The organism is Mesorhizobium sp. WSM4815 (assembly GCF_055811575.1).
In genome coordinates, this window is sequence record NZ_JBVVQS010000092.1 from 143,898 (window position 1) to 161,323 (window position 17,426).

12 protein-coding genes and 1 pseudogene are annotated in these 17,426 nt (G+C 64.5%); 10 read left to right on the forward strand and 3 right to left on the reverse strand.

Translation table 11 applies throughout. The annotated features are described in order from the left end of the window. Positions 1–72: 72 nt before the first annotated feature. A complete protein-coding gene (gene rho / locus AC0L2B_RS14890; protein WP_027153631.1) occupies positions 73–1,338 on the forward strand; it encodes a transcription termination factor Rho in 1,266 nt (421 codons plus the stop codon). 63 nt (positions 1,339–1,401) lie between these two features. Here the strand turns inward: rho and AC0L2B_RS14895 are convergent, their stop codons facing one another. Next, complete coding sequence (locus AC0L2B_RS14895) at positions 1,402–3,420, reverse strand: thioredoxin domain-containing protein (RefSeq protein ID WP_473745870.1); 2,019 nt, start codon at positions 3,418–3,420, stop codon at positions 1,402–1,404. A 64-nt stretch (positions 3,421–3,484) separates the two neighbouring features. On the opposite strand from AC0L2B_RS14895, the gene mnmE reads away from it, so the two are divergent. The 5 genes from mnmE (at position 3,485) to AC0L2B_RS14920 (ending at position 9,422) form a co-directional block, all read left to right on the forward strand. Continuing rightward, positions 3,485–4,807 carry a tRNA uridine-5-carboxymethylaminomethyl(34) synthesis GTPase MnmE gene (gene mnmE / locus AC0L2B_RS14900; RefSeq protein WP_473745871.1) on the forward strand — a complete coding sequence of 441 codons (1,323 nt, stop codon included), beginning with the start codon at positions 3,485–3,487 and terminating at the stop codon, positions 4,805–4,807. 348 nt (positions 4,808–5,155) lie between these two features. Next, a complete protein-coding gene (mnmG, locus tag AC0L2B_RS14905) occupies positions 5,156–7,030 on the forward strand; it encodes a tRNA uridine-5-carboxymethylaminomethyl(34) synthesis enzyme MnmG (protein WP_473745872.1) in 1,875 nt (624 codons plus the stop codon). After that, the gene (gene rsmG, locus AC0L2B_RS14910) at positions 7,027–7,662 is read left to right on the forward strand and encodes a 16S rRNA (guanine(527)-N(7))-methyltransferase RsmG (RefSeq protein ID WP_473745873.1); all 636 of its coding nucleotides are present in this window, start codon (positions 7,027–7,029) and stop codon (positions 7,660–7,662) included. Before mnmG ends, rsmG begins: the two co-directional genes overlap by 4 nt. Positions 7,663–7,698: 36 nt before the next feature. After that, positions 7,699–8,499, forward strand: coding sequence for a ParA family protein (locus tag AC0L2B_RS14915; RefSeq protein ID WP_084646769.1), 801 nt, complete (start codon positions 7,699–7,701; stop codon positions 8,497–8,499). Between the two features lie 35 nt (positions 8,500–8,534). After that, the gene (locus tag AC0L2B_RS14920) at positions 8,535–9,422 is read left to right on the forward strand and encodes a ParB/RepB/Spo0J family partition protein (protein WP_473745874.1); all 888 of its coding nucleotides are present in this window, start codon (positions 8,535–8,537) and stop codon (positions 9,420–9,422) included. 532 nt (positions 9,423–9,954) lie between these two features. Here AC0L2B_RS14920 and holA read toward each other — a convergent pair. Next, complete coding sequence (gene holA, locus AC0L2B_RS14925) at positions 9,955–10,998, reverse strand: DNA polymerase III subunit delta (RefSeq protein WP_473745875.1); 1,044 nt, start codon at positions 10,996–10,998, stop codon at positions 9,955–9,957. A 349-nt stretch (positions 10,999–11,347) separates the two neighbouring features. On the opposite strand from holA, the gene AC0L2B_RS14930 reads away from it, so the two are divergent. From AC0L2B_RS14930 to lpdA, 4 genes are all read left to right on the forward strand, one after another. Next, a complete protein-coding gene (locus AC0L2B_RS14930) occupies positions 11,348–12,580 on the forward strand; it encodes a 3-methyl-2-oxobutanoate dehydrogenase (2-methylpropanoyl-transferring) subunit alpha (RefSeq protein WP_128176560.1) in 1,233 nt (410 codons plus the stop codon). Positions 12,581–12,582: 2 nt separating this feature from the next. Beyond that, the gene (locus tag AC0L2B_RS14935) at positions 12,583–13,596 is read left to right on the forward strand and encodes an alpha-ketoacid dehydrogenase subunit beta (protein WP_473745876.1); all 1,014 of its coding nucleotides are present in this window, start codon (positions 12,583–12,585) and stop codon (positions 13,594–13,596) included. Between the two features lie 229 nt (positions 13,597–13,825). Beyond that, positions 13,826–15,211, forward strand: a complete 1,386-nt coding sequence (locus AC0L2B_RS14940; RefSeq protein ID WP_473745877.1) for a dihydrolipoamide acetyltransferase family protein — start codon at positions 13,826–13,828, stop codon at positions 15,209–15,211. Between the two features lie 180 nt (positions 15,212–15,391). Next, complete coding sequence (lpdA, locus tag AC0L2B_RS14945) at positions 15,392–16,789, forward strand: dihydrolipoyl dehydrogenase (protein ID WP_473745879.1); 1,398 nt, start codon at positions 15,392–15,394, stop codon at positions 16,787–16,789. Between the two features lie 239 nt (positions 16,790–17,028). On the opposite strand, the pseudogene AC0L2B_RS14950 reads toward lpdA, so the two are convergent. Further along, positions 17,029–17,426, reverse strand: a pseudogene (locus tag AC0L2B_RS14950) (hypothetical protein); the annotation flags it as partial.

Below are 17,426 nucleotides of genomic sequence, written 5' to 3' on the forward strand. Positions count from 1 at the left end.
CGGCCGCGCCCGGCATTTGTCGCATCCCGCCGATATTTTCCCCATACTTACTCACTCAGAGTCCGTCTAATGATGCAAGAAATGAAACTCACAGAGTTCAAGAACAAGAAACCGCCAGAGCTGATCGCTTATGCCGAATCGCTCGAGGTCGAGAACGCCAGTGTCATGCGCAAGCAGGAACTGATGTTCGCGATCCTGAAGCGGCTGGCGACCCAAGATATCGAGATCATCGGTGACGGGGTCGTCGAAGTGCTGCAGGACGGGTTTGGCTTCCTGCGCTCGGCCAATGCCAATTACCTGCCAGGCCCGGACGATATCTATATCTCGCCGTCGCAGATCCGCCGGTTCTCGCTGAAGACCGGCGACACGGTCGAGGGCCCGATCCGCAGCCCGAAGGAGGGCGAGCGCTATTTCGCGCTGCTCAAGGTCAACACGATCAATTTCGACGACCCGGAAAAGATCCGCCACAAGATCCATTTCGACAATCTGACGCCGCTTTACCCGACCTCGCGGCTGAAGATGGAAATGGACGTTCCGACCTCGAAGGACATCTCGGCCCGCGTCATCGACCTGGTGGCGCCGCTCGGCAAGGGCCAGCGCGCCCTGATCGTGGCGCAGCCGCGCACCGGCAAGACGGTGCTGTTGCAGAACATCGCCCATTCGATCACCACCAATCATCCCGAATGCTACCTGATCGTGCTGTTGATCGACGAGCGGCCGGAAGAAGTCACCGACATGCAGCGATCGGTGAAGGGCGAGGTCGTCTCCTCGACCTTCGACGAGCCGGCGGTGCGCCACGTCCAGGTCGCCGAAATGGTGATCGAGAAGGCCAAGCGCCTGGTCGAGCACGGGCGCGACGTCGTCATCCTGCTGGATTCGATCACCCGCCTCGGCCGCGCCTACAACACCGTGGTGCCGTCATCCGGCAAGGTGCTGACCGGCGGTGTCGACGCCAATGCGCTGCAGCGGCCGAAGCGCTTCTTCGGCGCCGCCCGCAACATCGAGGAAGGCGGCTCGCTGACCATCATCGCCACCGCGCTGATCGACACCGGCAGCCGCATGGACGAGGTCATCTTCGAAGAGTTCAAGGGCACCGGCAACTCGGAAATCGTGCTCGACCGCAAGGTGGCGGACAAGCGCATCTATCCGGCCATGGACATCCTCAAGTCCGGCACCCGCAAGGAAGATCTTTTGGTCGCCCGCCAGGACCTGCAAAAAATCTTCGTGCTGCGCCGCATCCTGGCGCCGATGGGCACCACCGACGCCATCGAGTTCCTCATCGACAAGCTCAAGCAGACCAAGACCAACGCGGATTTCTTCGATTCGATGAATACGTAAGGGGCTGGCGCCTCTTGCCTCCTCCCCCTGTGGGAGAAGGTGGATCTGCGCAGCATCCCTCTCCTATCCGCGCCGCAACCGCCGCTCGAGTTCCTCGGCGTCCGTTATCACCGGCAAGCAGACCTGCCCCGTGCACAGCCAGGCGCCTGGCTTGCTCGTTGGCGGCAGAACGCCGCCTGGCAGCATCGGCAGGTTTGTCGCCGATCCGACCGGCACGATCGTGTCGATCCGACGCGGGTCAGGATTTCGATTCGCAACCGGAACAAGCCTTGGATTTTCAGGACTATCCACCAGCACCAGCTTCAACGGCTCGAGCGCCAAGGCACAGGCGTTGACGATTCCCGCCTGGCCATAGGCCTGATGCACCGCCCGCCCAGCCGCGTGTTCGGCGATCCTCCAGGTCTTTTCCTGCAATTCGAGATCGCCGGAAAGCGACGACAATCGAACCATGGCCTCTATGACCTGGGCGGTGGCCGAAGGAATGGCCTCGTCGGCGTCGCCCCTGATGCGGATCGGCACGTCGCTGCTGTCCGACGCGGTCAGATAGTAGCCGGTGTTGTCCTCGTCGTGATGCCATTGGTCGAGCTGCGCGATGAATTGGCCGGCCAGCTCGGCATAGCTCGATGTGCCGGTAGCCTCGAACAGCGAGATCGCGGCGTTGGCCATGGCGGCGTAATCGCTCGACAGCGCAGGAAACAGCTTCCTTGCGCCAAGCATCGAATGCGGCAGGCGGCCGTCTCGGCCAGCGCTGGCAATGGCAGCAAAGGCCTGTTCCGCCGCCTCGATCCAGTCGATCCGTTTCACGGCGCGCCCGGCTTCGGCGAGAGCCGCGATCACCAGACCGTTCCAGTCGGTCAGGATTTTTCCGTCGCGCCCGGGCCTGACGCGCTGCTCCCTGGCCGCCAGCAGTTTTTCTGTGAGCGGAATGAGCCGGACGCGATCGGCGACGCTTTGTGTTTGCTGGGCCGCAGTCTGGTGGATGATCGGCTTGCCCTCCCAGCCGTGCGGGCTGGAAAGCGTGAAGTATTGGAAAAACAACGCCGATTCGTCACCGAGAGCAGTTTCGATCTCGTCCCTGCTCCAGGTGTAGAACAGCCCCTCCTCACCCTCGCTGTCGGCGTCGAGGCTGGCGGCGAAAGCACCGCCATCGATGCGCATCTCGCGCAACAGCCAGTCGATCGTCTCTTCGATTCGTATCCGGAACAATTCATTGCCGGTCGCCGCAAAAGCCCAGTTGCACAGCCGGATGAGCTGCGCGTTGTCGTAGAGCATCTTTTCGAAATGCGGCACCAGCCACTCGGCATCAGTCGAATAGCGGCTAAGACCGCCGCCGACATGGTCATAGATGCCGCCCGCCAGCATCTTTTCGAGGCTGAGCAGGACAGCGTCGCGGTGGGCTGTGGCGCCGTCGCGCAGCCAGGACAGCCACAGCGTCTGCATGAACGGCGCGTTGGGGAATTTGGGCGCGCCGCGCAGACCGCCCAGATCCCTGTCGATCATGCCGTCGACGCCGTTGGCGAGTGTCGCGAGCGTGTCGCGGTCGAGCACCGCCTTGGCATGGCTGCCGGCCAGCCGCGCCTCGACATGCGTGGTCAGGCCGGCGGCGCTTTGGTTAACGCTTTCTTTCTTCTCCCGCCACGCCTTGTCGACCGCCTCCAGCACCTGGACGAAACCCGGGCGGCCGTAGCGGGCCTCGCGCGGAAAATAGGTGCCGCCCCAAAAAGGTTTTCCGTCCGGCGTCAAAAACATGGTCAGCGGCCATCCGCCCTGCTCGCCCATCGCCGACAATGCCGCCATATAGATCTGGTCGATGTCCGGCCGCTCTTCGCGATCGACCTTGATATTGACGAACAGACGGTTCATGACGGCGGCGACGTCGCCGTTCTCAAAACTTTCGTGCGCCATGACATGGCACCAGTGGCAGGCGGCGTAGCCGACCGAGAGCAGGATCGGCCGCTCGAGCGCCCTTGCTTCGGCGAGCGATGCCGGCGACCACGCCCGCCAATGCACGGGGTTGCCGCTGTGCTGCTGCAGATAGGGGCTGGCCTCTTCGGCAAGCAGGTTTTTCGCGGGCAACGTCACTGTTGATAACTCGGCAATCTGTTGGTGAACAAGCGAAGCTAGGGCGGTTGTGCTGGGTCGGCAAATGATTTCAGGTAATTCCATTGTTGCCCTGTCGAGCGGCCGCCTGCCCGCCGGGGTTGCCGTGATCCGCATTTCCGGCCCGCAAAGTCGATTCGTCGTAGAAACGATTGCTGGCCCCAAGGTCAAGAACCGTGTTGCCGCCTATCGCCAGTTCAGGGCGCCGGACGGATCGGTGCTCGACAGCGGGCTGGTCGTTTTCTTTGCCGGCCCAAACAGCTTTACCGGCGAGGATGTCGCCGAATTCCACGTCCATGGCGGGCGGGCCGTGGTGGCGAAGATGCTGGAGGTGATCGCCGGCTTCGACGGCGTCAGACATGCCGAGCCGGGCGAGTTCACCCGCCGCGCCTTTCTCAATGGCAAGGTCGATCTGGTCGAGACCGAGGCGCTGGCCGATCTCGTCAATGCCGAGACCGAGGCGCAGCGGCGCTTTGCCGTGCAGAATGCCGAAGGCGTGCAGAGCGAGCTCTACCTCGCCTGGCGCCGTCGGCTGATTCATGTGCGCGCGATGATCGAGGCAGAAATCGATTTTGCCGACGAAGACGATGTGCCCGGTTCCGTTGCAGAGACGGTCTGGTCCGACGTCCGCGCGATGATCGGCGAGATCGAGCGTCATGTCCAAGGCTTCCGGGCCGCCGAAATCATCCGTGACGGGTTCGAGGTCGTCATTCTTGGTGCGCCGAATGCCGGCAAATCGAGCCTGTTCAACGCTCTGGCCCGGCGCGAGGCGGCAATCGTCACCGAAGAGCCCGGCACTACCCGCGATCTGCTCGAAGTGGTGCTGGATCTGGAGGGGATGCGCATAAGAGTGACGGATACCGCCGGCCTGCGTGAAACGCCCGGCAGGATTGAGGCGATCGGCATCGAAAGAGCAAGGAGCAAGGCCGGCACTGCCGATTTGTTGCTGATGCTCGAGGATATGGTGGAGCCGGTGCCGATCGGCGCAATACCACCTGATGTCCCGGCCTTGAGGATCGGGACGAAGGCCGATTTGCTGCGGGATGAATCGCTTGTGGCGCGATACGACGCGGTTATCTCGACCAAGGATGGCACGGGGTTGGCGGAATTGCTGGCCGAGATCGACTGTCGCGCCACAGCGCAGGTCGGCCAGGCCGGCGATGTCTTGCCATCGCGGCTGCGGCACGTCGAACTGCTCAACGAGACGAAGCGCTTCCTGCTGGCGGCAGCGGCAGAGGATGGACGCGGGCAGGAACTGCGGGCTGAGGAATTGCGGCTGGCGGCGGATCGGCTTGGCCGCATTGTTGGAGCGGTCGATGTCGAGGACATGCTCGACGTCATCTTTACGCAGTTCTGCATCGGCAAATGACTCACGTGAAACATTGCGGGCCGGCCAGCTCTGGGTGATTCACGTGAAACACCACGCGATTAGCTCGAAGGCATTGTTTCACGTGAAACGATCCACGGGTCCCCGAGACGGGATCGAATTTCAGACTTAGCGCTGCCCCTCATTGCCCTGCCGGGCATTTCTCCCCGTATAGTGACGGGGAGAAAGACACAACCGTCGACGGTTTCCCCAATCACCAGGGTTGCAAACGACCCGTCGTTGCTGCGGCTAGCCGCTTCTCCCCGTCACTATACGGGGAGAGAAGGTGCCGGCTTGACACCACGTCCTGACGGGGACATGTGTCGGTCAACCTGAATCTGGAACACTAAAATGACCGATCACTATGATGTGGTTGTGGTGGGCGGCGGCCATGCTGGTTGCGAGGCGGCCAGTGCTGCCGCGCGCGCTGGCGCGAAGACTGCCCTGGTGACGCTGCGCTTCGAGACAATCGGCGTCATGTCGTGCAATCCGGCGATCGGCGGCCTCGGCAAGGGCCATCTGGTCCGCGAGATCGACGCCATGGACGGGCTGATGGGGCGCGTCGCCGATGCGGCCGGCATCCAGTTCCGTCTGCTCAACCGCCGCAAGGGTCCGGCAGTTCGCGGGCCGCGGACGCAAGCCGACAGAAAACTCTATCGGCTCGCCATGCAAGCGGCGATTCGTGAACAGGCGGGCCTCGACGTGGTCGAGGGCGAGGTTTTGGATCTCGAACTCACCAATGAGCGCTTGGCGGCGGTGCTGCTGGCGGATGGTCGCCGGCTCGCCTGCGGCGCCGTGGTGCTGACCACCGGCACTTTCCTGCGCGGGCTGATCCATATCGGCGACAGGAAGATCGTTGCCGGCCGCATGAACGAGCAGGCCAGCCTCGGCCTGTCGGCGACGATGAGCCGCGCCGGCTTCCGGCTCGGGCGGCTGAAGACCGGCACGCCGCCGCGGCTGGACGGACGCACGATCGATTGGGCGTCGCTGGAGAGCCAGGCGGCGGATGATGAGCTGGTGGCGTTCTCGCTGATGACCGACCGCATCGACAATCCGCAGATCCATTGCGGCATCACGCGCACGACGGCAGCGACGCACGAGCTGATCCGCGCCAATCTGGGCCGGTCGGCGATGTATTCCGGCTCGATCGAAGGGGTGGGGCCGCGTTACTGCCCGTCGATCGAGGACAAGATCGTCAAATTCGGCAATCGCGAAGGCCACCAGATTTTCCTCGAGCCGGAAGGGCTGGACGACGATACCGTCTACCCGAACGGTATTTCGACCTCGCTGCCGCAGGACGTGCAGCTCGACATTCTAAAAACCATTCCGGGCCTTGAACGCGCCACCATGCTGCAGCCCGGCTACGCCATCGAGTACGACCATGTCGACCCGCGCGAGCTCAAGCCGACGCTGGAAACCAAGCGGATCGCCGGTCTTTTTCTGGCCGGGCAGATCAACGGCACCACCGGTTACGAGGAGGCCGGGGCGCAGGGGCTGCTGGCCGGCATCAACGCCGCGCGCAAAACGTCGGCAAGCGATCAGATCGTGCTCAGCCGCACCGAGGCCTATATCGGGGTGATGGTCGACGACCTGACCAGCCGCGGCATCGCCGAACCGTATCGGATGTTCACTTCGCGGGCCGAGTTCCGGCTGTCGCTGCGGGCCGACAACGCCGATGAGCGGCTGACGCCGTTGGCGATGAAGCTCGGGATTGTCTCGCAGGAGCGGATGCAACGGTTTAGCGACGTCGTGCAGAACCTTGAAAAGGCGAGGGACCTTGCGCTTGGCTTCACCATGACCCCCAATGAAGCGGCGCGTCATGGGCTGGTGATCAACCGGGACGGGCTACGCCGCTCGGCCTATGAGTTGCTGGCCTATCCCGGCGTCGACGTCGCCTGGCTGGCCAGAATCGCCCCGCAGTTTGCGGGAATTGACAGTAAAACGGCTGAACGCCTTGAAACGGAAGCGAAATATTCGGTCTATCTCGATCGTCAGCAAGCCGACGTCACGCAGATCAGGCATGAAGAGAGCCGATTGATCCCGGCGTCGCTCGATTTTGCTTCCGTTCCGGGCCTGTCCAACGAGCTGAAGCAAAAGATGCTGGCGCGCCAGCCGCGCTCGATAGCCGACGCACAGCGTATGGAAGGCATGACGCCGGCGGCACTGGCAATCATTGTTGCGCATGTCCGCAACGCCGAGGCTGCCACGCGAAAGAATGTTGCGTGAGCGCTACCTCATGGGCGAGCCTGCAATCGGCTGCCGGTCCGGTTTCACGTGAAACATTCGAACGCCTGGTAGAGTTCGAGACGGTCTTTCAGAAATGGAACCGCCGGATAAACCTGGCGGCGCAGTCGACGCAGGGCGACGTCTGGCGCCGCCACATCCTCGACAGCGCGCAACTGGCGCGAATCAAACCAGACGCGAAGCGCTGGCTCGATCTCGGCTCCGGAGGCGGTTTTCCCGGCCTGGTGCTAGCGTTCCTGCTTACCGAGCGCGACGGCGCCAGCATCGACCTGGTTGAAAGCAATCGGAAGAAGGCATCGTTCCTGCAAGCGGTCGTCGGCCAATTCAACCTGCCGGCCAGGGTCGTCGCGCGGCGCATCGACGACGCGTATCCGTTTGTTTCAACACCTCAAATCGTTACCGCCAGAGCGCTGGCGTCACTTCCGGTGTTGCTCGAACTGGCGGCGCCGTGGCTGACGGCTGGCGCCTATGGCCTGTTCCACAAAGGCCGGGATTACCGCAGCGAGGTGGCAGAAAGCGCTCAACGATGGTCGTTCGATCTGGTAGAACATGCCAGCGCGACCGACGCTCATGGCGTCATCCTCGAACTGTCTGATTTGCGCCAACTGACTTAGATCGGCGACCTCGGCATGAATTTCTGGCATAGACCCATGATGAAGAATGGCCCCCGAATCATCACCGTAGCCAACCAGAAGGGCGGCGTCGGCAAGACGACGACGGCCATCAATCTGGCCACGGCGCTGGCGGCGATCGGCGAGCGGGTGCTGATCGTCGATCTCGACCCGCAAGGCAATGCCAGCACCGGTCTCGGCATTGACCGGCGCGACCGCACCGTTTCCTCCTATGACGTGCTGACCGGCGAGCTCGATCTGGAGGCGGCGGCGATCCCGACGGCGGTGCCGGGACTGTCGATCGTGCCGTCGACGCTCGACCTGCTCGGCATCGAAATGGAGATCGCCTCGGCGCCAGACCGGGTGCTGCGGCTGCGCAACGCCTTGCGTGCCTCGGCCGAGCGCTCGGCGAATTTTGGCTATGTGCTGATCGATTGCCCGCCGTCGCTCAATCTGCTGACGCTGAACTCGATGGCGGCAGCCGATTCGGTGCTGGTGCCGCTGCAATGCGAGTTCTTCGCGCTCGAAGGTCTGAGCCAGCTGCTGGAAACGGTCGAGCAGGTCCGCCGCTCGATCAATCCCGAGCTGACCATCCAGGGCATCGTGCTGACCATGTTCGACGGGCGCAACAACCTCGCCAACCAGGTGGTGCAGGACGTGCGGGCGCATATGGGCGACAAGGTCTATGAAACCGTCATCCCGCGCAATGTGCGCGTCTCCGAGGCGCCGTCCTACGGCAAGCCGGCGATCCTCTACGACCTCAAATGCTCCGGCAGCCAGGCCTATCTGCAGCTTGCCTCCGAGGTGATCCGCCGCGAGCGCAAACTGCGCGCCGCTTAGAAGCCGAATTGATACCGAAACGATCTGGACAGACGATGAGCGAAGACCTTTCGAGAAAAAGACTGGGCCGGGGACTGGCGGCGCTGATCGGCGAAATCGATCGTCCGGCAGCAGTGGAAAAGCCGGGCATGAATGCCGACGGCAAGGTGCCGATCGAGTTCCTGAGCCCGAACCCAAAGAATCCACGCCGGCATTTTGGCGACGCCGACCTGACCGATCTTGCCCAGTCGATCCGCGAACATGGCGTGGTGCAGCCGGTGGTGGCGCGGCCATCGCCGACACAAGCTGGCCGCTACGAGATCATCGCCGGCGAGCGGCGCTGGCGCGCGGCGCAGCGCGCCGGGCTGAGCGAAATCCCGATCATCGTGCGCGATGTCAACGATCGCACCGCGCTCGAGCTGGCGATCATCGAGAACGTCCAGCGCACCGACCTCAATCCGGTCGAGGAGGCGATGGGCTACCAGCAGCTGATCGACGATCACGGCTACACCCAGGCCGATCTCGGCCAGGTGATCGGCAAGAGCCGCAGCCATGTCGCCAACACGCTCAGGCTGTTGAAGCTGCCGGACGTGATCCGCGACATGCTGGTCGACGGCGCGCTGTCGGCCGGCCATGCCCGTACATTGGTGACGGCGCAGGATCCGGCGGGCCTGGCCAAGCGCATCGTCGAGGACGGGCTTTCGGTGCGCCAGGCCGAAGCGCTGGCGCAGATGCCGGCGGGTGCGCCGACGGTGAAGCGACAGCCTGCAGCAGCACCGGCACAGAAGGATGTCGATACCCTCGCGCTGGAGAAGCTGATGACCGGCACGCTCGGCATGTTCGTCACGATCGAGCACAACGAGCGCGGCGGCGTGATCAGCGTCGCCTATCGGACGCTGGAGCAGCTCGACGAGCTTTGCCGGCGGCTGAAGCAGGAGCAGTAATTAGCCGGCAAAGAGCCTCGGGTCCCGCTTGTTTTAGACGAGGATCGGCGACCTTATAGGCTACCTGCTCCAGCGTTTGCACCGCCCCTCACCTGCCTGCCGGCATCCTCTCCCCGTATAGTGACGGGGAGAGGGGGCTGTCATAGACGGCTTCGCCAATCACCAACGTTGCAGAAAAGGTGCCGAGGCTGCGTCAGCCCTCTTTCTCCCCGTTTACGGGGAGAAATGCCCGGCAGGGCAATGAGGGGCGGCGCAAGCATCGACAACTAGCCTCCAAATTGGTCCGGGCTGGACGCTCTCACTGAAGATTAATGATTATTGTGGCGGCAATCGCGAATATGGCGAAGCCCACGAGCATCAGTTTGAATATTAAAACGAAGTAACCGGAGATACTGACGAGAAACTCATCCCTTCGTTTGAATTCCTCGGAATCAGTAGTCGGATTAAGATCGCCATAACGAAATGCGAGCTTGATTCTCTCTGACAGACTGAACTTTGGTTTCTTCTTTTCCACGAAGCCCCCCACAAGCCACTACCTTTGCGCCAGTCTTGCGCTCTCCACGGCGATGCCGAGCAGCGCCTGTCGGGCCAGCGCGACCGCGAGGTCCGGCCGGCGCCGGGTCTGCAGCACCGCCGTCTGCAGGCGGTTGAGCGCGCGGGCGAGCGCCTCGCTGCTCCAGCGTTCGAGGGCTTTTTCGACCAGCTTGCGCCGCGTGAAAAAAACCGGCGGGCGCGCCGCGGCGACGACCGAAGCGGCGTTGCGGCCGTCGGCGTCCATCAGGCCGCGCATTGCCTGGATCGCCTGCAGCTGCCGCATCGCCGACGACAGCACCAGAAATGCCTGGCCGCCGGACTGGCAGTGACGGGTGAAGGCGATGTCGAAGTCGCCGACCTTGCCGTCGAGCAAGGCATCGACGGCGTCATCGAAGGACAGGCCAGAGACGTCGCCCGACGTCGCCTTGACGTCATCGAGGCCGATTTCGCTCTGGCCGTGGGCATAGAGCACCAGCTTTTCGATCTCGCCGCGCGAGGCCAGCCGGTCACCACCGAGGTTGCGGCGCAGCGCCTGGCGGGCTTCCAGCGTCATCGACATGCCGGCCTTGCGCAATTCGTCGTCGATGACCGTATCGATGTCCCGCGCCTCGTCGGCGTAGCACGGCAGCGCCATGGCAATGTCCGCCGCCTCGACAATGGCGCGCAGCCCGACGCCCTTCTTCAGGTCGCCGGCCTCGATCAGGATGATGGCGTCACGCGGCGGCTCCGCGGTCAGCGCCTTGACGTCGTCGGCAAGCGCCTTCTGGCCGGACGCATTGCGCACCCAGAGCAGGCGCCGGTCCGAAAACATCGGCACGGTGCGGGCCTCGTCGAGCAGGCGGCCCTCGTCGCGATCGACTTCCGACCCGTCCAGCCTGACCACAGAGAACGGATCGTCGAGCGGCAGGCCGGTCTTCCCGGCAAAGGCACGGGCGCGCTCGGCGACCAGCCCGCGGTCGGGCCCGTAGAGCAGGACGATCGAGACACGCGGGTCCGGCCGCGCCAACCACGAATCGACCTCGTAACCTTTCTTCTGTGCCATGGGTTATGGGTTAGCATGATGCGGGTTCGGGGTGAAACGATAGGTGGGCAATCGCTGCGGACAAACGATGAGGAGCATGATCTTCCCCACAAGGGGGGAGATTGGCAGCTCCGCCGCCGCGCGAGGCCGCAATCCCTAATCATTGTCCAATCTGGCGGGAAACCCGGCGCAATCATGCGCCAAATTGCGCGCAGAGCCGGAAGATCGACAAGAAATTTCGCTGACATATCTTCATCCTGACAAGTGCTGCTGGCGGCGCGGTGGTTGGCCGGAAGCCTTGCCCGACGAATTGGCACTGGTCTGCCGGTGTGCAAGTATCTTGGCCGGGCAACATGGGAGGACGAAGGTCATGGCCGATGCGGGAATGTTGCGCTTCCATGTGCCGGAGCCCGAGGTGCGACCGGGCGGGACGCCGGATTTTTCTGATGTGACCATCCCCAAGGCCGGCTCGGTGCCGCGTCCCGAGATCGATGTCGATCCGCGTGATATCCGTGATCTGGCGTTTTCGATCATCCGCGTGCTCAACCGCGCCGGCGAAGCCGTCGGGCCGTGGGCCGGCCTGCTTTCCGACGACGAGTTGCTGGAAGGCCTGCGCCATATGATGACGCTGCGCAGCTTCGACGCGCGCATGCAGATGGCGCAGCGCCAGGGCAAGACCTCGTTCTACATGCAGCATCTGGGCGAAGAGGCGGTGAGCTGCGCCTTCCGCAAGGCGCTGGCGCCGGGCGACATGAACTTTCCGACCTATCGGCAGGCCGGCCTGCTCATCGCCGACGGCTATCCGATGGTCACGATGATGAACCAGATCTATTCGAACGAGGCCGATCCGCTGAAGGGCCGGCAACTGCCGATCATGTATTCGTCGAAGGAGCACGGCTTCTTCTCGATCTCCGGCAATCTGGCGACGCAATATATCCAGGCGGTCGGCTGGGCGATGGCTTCGGCGATCAGCAATGATTCGAAGATCGCCGCCGCCTGGATCGGCGACGGCTCGACGGCCGAGTCCGACTTCCATTCGGCGCTGGTGTTCGCCTCGACCTACAAGGCGCCGGTCGTGCTCAACGTCGTCAACAACCAGTGGGCGATCTCGACCTTCCAGGGCATCGCCCGCGGCGGCTCCGGCACATTTGCCGCCCGCGGCCTCGGCTTTGGCATTCCGTCGCTTCGGGTCGACGGCAACGATTATCTCGCCGTCCACGCGGTGGCCAAATGGGCGGCGGAGCGGGCGCGGAAAAATCTTGGGCCGACGCTGGTCGAATATGTCACCTATCGCGTCGGCGCGCATTCAAGCTCCGACGATCCGTCGGCCTACCGGCCGAAGGCCGAATCCGACGCCTGGCCGCTCGGCGACCCGATCGTCAGGCTGAAGAACCATCTCATCCAGCGCGGCGTCTGGTCGGACGAGCGCCACACCCAGGCCGAGGCGGAAATCCTCGAAACGGTGATCGCGGCGCAAAGGGAGGCCGAGCGCCACGGCACGCTGCATGCCGGCGGCAAGCCTTCGACGCGCGACATGTTCGAAGGCGTCTATGGTGAGATGCCGCCGCATCTCAGACGCCAGCGCCAGCAGGCGGGGGTCTGACCATGCCAAGACGGACCATGATCGAGGCGATCCGCGACGCCATGGACGTGTCGATGGGGCGCGACGAACGTGTCATCGTGTTCGGCGAGGATGTCGGCTTTTTCGGCGGCGTCTTTCGCTGCACCCAAGGCCTGCAGGCGAAATACGGCAAGAGCCGCTGCTTCGACACGCCGATCAGCGAAGCCGGCATCGTCGGCTCGGCCATCGGCATGGCCGCCTACGGCCTGAAACCTTGCGTCGAGGTGCAGTTTGCCGACTATGTTTATCCGGCCTATGACCAGGTCGTCTCGGAGGCGGCGCGGCTGCGTTATCGCTCGAACGGCGATTTCACCTGCCCGATCGTGGTGCGGATGCCGACCGGCGGCGGCATTTTTGGTGGCCAGACCCACAGCCAGAGCCCGGAGGCGCTGTTCACCCATGTCTCCGGCCTGAAGGTCGTCGTGCCGTCCAATCCGCATGACGCCAAGGGTCTTCTGATCGCGGCGATAGAGGATCCCGATCCGGTGATCTTCCTGGAGCCGAAGCGGCTCTACAACGGCCCGTTCGATGGCCATCACGAGCGCCCGGTGACGCCATGGTCGAAGCACGAACTCGGCGAGGTCGCCGACGGGCATTACACGGTCCCGCTCGGCAGGGCGGTGATCCGTCGGCCGGGCGCCGCGGTCACCGTGCTGGCCTACGGCACGATGGTCTATGTCGCGCAGGCGGCGGCCGAGGAGACCGGCATCGACGCCGAGATCATCGATCTGAGGACGCTGCTGCCACTCGATCTCGAGACGATCGTCGACTCGGTCAACAGGACAGGCCGCTGCGTGATCGTGCACGAGGCGACGCTGACATCAGGCTTCGGCGCCGAGCTGTCGGCGCTGGTGCAGGAAAACTGCTTCTACCATCTGGAAGCGCCGGTAGTGCGGGTCGCCGGCTGGGACACGCCCTATCCGCATGCGCAGGAGTGGGACTATTTTCCCGGTCCGGCCAGGCTCGGCCGCGCACTCGTCGAAACGATGGAGGCCTGACGATGGCAGGCAGAGTCTCAGACCAATTGCCAATTGTGGCGCCGCCCCTCATCCGCCTGCCGGCACCTTCTCCCCGTGCAGAACGGGGAGAAGGGACTGGCCGCCACGCCGGCGATCTCCCTCTCCCCGTTGTTCACGGGGGTCCGAAGGACGGGCGAGACAAGCGGCTCGCCCTGGAATGGGCAAGGGTGAGGGGCAGCGCAAACGCCTCGGTAAGGGGGACCTGACGATGGGCGAGTATGTGATCAAGCTGCCCGATGTCGGCGAAGGCGTCGCCGAGGCCGAACTGGTCGAATGGCAGGTCAAGGTCGGCGATCTCGTGCGCGAGGACGCGGTGCTTGCCGCCGTCATGACCGACAAGGCGACGGTCGAGATTCCTTCGCCAGTCGACGGCGAGATCGTCTGGCTGGGTGCGGAGATCGGCGACACGGTGGCGATCGGCTCGCCCATTGTACGCTTGAAGGTGGCCGGCGAGGGCAATGTGAAGGCAGCTGCGGAGCCGGGCGGCGAGGCGGCCGCCAAGATTACCGACCGCAGTACCCCCACCCCTGGCCCCTCCCCACAAGGGGGAGGGGGACGCGCTTCGGCGGCCGAAGCCAGTGCCAAAGCGGCACCGCACCCGTCCCCGCCCGGAAAAATCACTGAGCGTGAGGTTGCATCGGCGACGGAATCCCCCTCCCCCTTGTGGGGAGGGGTTAGGGGTGGGGGTCCTGCGCCCGCCGCCGCGCCGCGTCCCGAAGGTGAAAGGCCGCTGGCGTCGCCGGCCGTCCGCCTCAGGGCAAAGGAGGCCGGCGTCGATCTCCGACAGGTCAGGGGAAGCGGCCCGGCCGGCCGCATTCTCCACGAGGACATCGACGCCTTCCTGGCGCGCGGACCGCAGCTTGCGAAGGTCTCCGGCCTCGCCCGGAACGAGGCGGTCGAGGACATCAAGATCATTGGGCTCAGGCGCAAGATCGCCGAGAAGATGGCGCTGGCCAAGTCGCGCATCCCGCACATTACCTATGTCGAGGAGATCGACGTCACGGCATTGGAGGATTTGCGCGCGGCGCTCAACAAGGAGAAGCGCGGCGGCGTCGAGCGGCCGAAGCTGACGCTGCTGCCGTTCCTGATGCGGGCGATGGTCAAGGCGATCGCCGACCAGCCCAAAATCAACGCGCTGTTCGACGACGAGGCCGGCATCGTCCACCAGCATGGCGGCGTCCATATCGGCATTGCCGCGCAGACGCCTTCGGGGCTGGTGGTGCCGGTGGTCAAGCACGCCGAGGCACGCGATATCTGGGACTGCGCCGCCGAGGTTTTCAGGCTCGCCGAGGCGGCCAGGTCAGGCACGGCGGCGCGCGACGAACTGTCGGGATCGACGATTACCATCACCTCGCTCGGCGCCATGGGCGGGGTGGCGACGACGCCGGTGATCAATCATCCGGAAGTGGCGATCCTCGGCGTCAACAAGATGATGGTGCGGCCGGTGTGGGACGGCACCCAGTTCATGCCGCGCAAGATGATGAACCTGTCCTCCAGCTTCGATCACCGCGTCATCGACGGCTGGGACGCCGCGGTGTTTATCCAGCGGATCAAGACGCTGCTGGAGACCCCGGCGCTGATTTTCGTGGATTGAGATGATGAGAACGGTCGCAAAGGCCCCCTCACCCGGCCTCCGCTTCGCTACGGCCACCCTCTCCCCGAGGGGAGAGAAGGTCTCCAAGGCTGGTGCAAGCCTCTTCTCCCCGCCGGGGAGAAGGTGGCCGCGCAGCGGCCGGATGAGGGGGCCCTTCTTCGCCAAAAAGAGCGTGTCGACATGAAGGAAATATCCTGCAAGCTGCTCGTCATCGGCGCCGGTCCGGGCGGCTATGTCTGCGCCATCCGTGCCGGCCAGCTCGGCATCGACACGGTTATCGTCGAGTTCGGCAAGCCGGGCGGCACCTGCCTCAATGTCGGCTGCATTCCGTCCAAGGCGCTGATCCATGCGGCCGAGGAGTTCGAGAAAATCTCGCACATGGCGAGCGGCAAGAGCCCGCTCGGCATTTCAATGGCCACGCCGTCCATTGATCTCGAAGCGACCATCGCCTGGAAGGACGGTATCGTTAGCCGGCTGAACAGCGGCGTTGCCGGCCTGCTCAAGAAGGCCGGGGTCAAGACCGTGCATGGCTGGGCGAAATTCCGCGACGGCAAGACCGTCGAGGTCCAGACCGAGACCGGCATGCAGGTGGTCCGCGCCGAGATGGTGGTGATCGCGACCGGCTCGGCGCCGGTCGAGCTGCCGTTCCTGCCGTTCGGCGGTGCGGTGATCTCGTCGACCGAAGCGCTGGCGCTGAGCGAAGTGCCGGAAAGGCTTGCCGTCGTCGGCGGTGGCTATATCGGGCTCGAGCTCGGCATCGCCTTCGCCAAACTGGGCGCCAAGGTGAGCGTGGTCGAGGCCTTGCCGCGCGTGCTGGCGCAATATGATGCCGAGCTGACCCGGCCGGTGGTGAAGCGGCTCACCGAACTCGGCATCGAGGTGCTTGTCGGCGCCAAGGCCAAGGGCCCGTCGAGTAAGGGCGATGCTCTGCTGGTCGAAACGGCGATCGGCAAGGATGGCAAGATCGCTGCCGACAGGATCCTGGTCACCGTCGGGCGCAGGCCGGTGGTCGAAGACTGGGGGCTGGAGCAGATCGACCTCGATATGGCGGGTAAATTCATCCGCATCGACGACCAGTGCCGCACCTCGATGCGCGGCATCTTTGCCATTGGCGACGTCACCGGCGAGCCGATGCTGGCGCACCGGGCGATGGCGCAAGGCGAAATGGTCGCCGAGATCGTCGCCGGCCACAAGCGCAGCTGGGACAAGCGCTCAATTCCCGCCATCTGCTTCACCGATCCGGAGCTGGTCACCGCCGGCCTGTCGCCGGACGAGGCCAAGAGGCTTGGCGGCGAGATCAAGGTCGGGCTGTTTCCGTTCGCCGCCAACGGCCGCGCGATGACCAAGCTGAGTGAGGATGGCTTCGTCCGGGTTGTCGCCCGCGCCGACAACCATTTGGTGCTCGGCATCCAGGCGGTCGGCCAGGGCGTGTCTGAACTGTCGACGGCGTTTGGCCTGGCGCTGGAAATGGGCGCGCGGCTGGAGGATATCGCCGGCACCATCCATGCCCATCCGACGCAGGGCGAGGGTTTTCAGGAGGCGGCGCTGAAGGCGCTTGGGCGGGTGTTGCACGTCTGAGAGCTGGCTGGCCTCACGGCGGATTCGAACCTCGTTCGGTCGAGTTCCTTCGCGCCCCCCTCTGTCCTGCCGGACATCTCCCCCACTTGGGGGGAGATTGGCAGCCTCGCCGTCCCGCCCTACTTTAAGCGTTGGAGATTGGCGAAAGCGGAGATGCCGGCCAATCTCCCCCCAAGTGGGGGAGATGCCCGGTAGGGCAGAGGGGGGCGCTGTCCCACCGATCTCTGGTCAGCGAGCACCTAACCCGCAAGCCGGCTAACCATCTCGTGCTGCGCGTAGGCGCTGCCGAAGCGGTTGGCGAGGAACGCGTCGAGCGCGATGTCTTCCTGCTTGATAAAACCCTGCGCCGGCAAGCTGCCGTCGGCCAGCATGTCGAACACAGCGCAGATGGCGGAGGCGGTGGTGATCTGGATGGCGCTGCGCACCTTGTCGCCGACGCGCTTGGCGTAGATCCTGTTGGCGTAGGTTTCCTGCAGCAGGGGGGCGCGCGTTGGGGCGCGGGCGGGGGCGGAGACGAATACCACCGCCACGACCCGCGCCCGCCGGGCGGGGGGCGCCGGGGGGGGGGCCCCCCCCCGCCGGCCGCGCGCCGCCCCCCGCGGGGGGGGGGGGGGGGGGGGGGCGGGGGAGGGGGGCG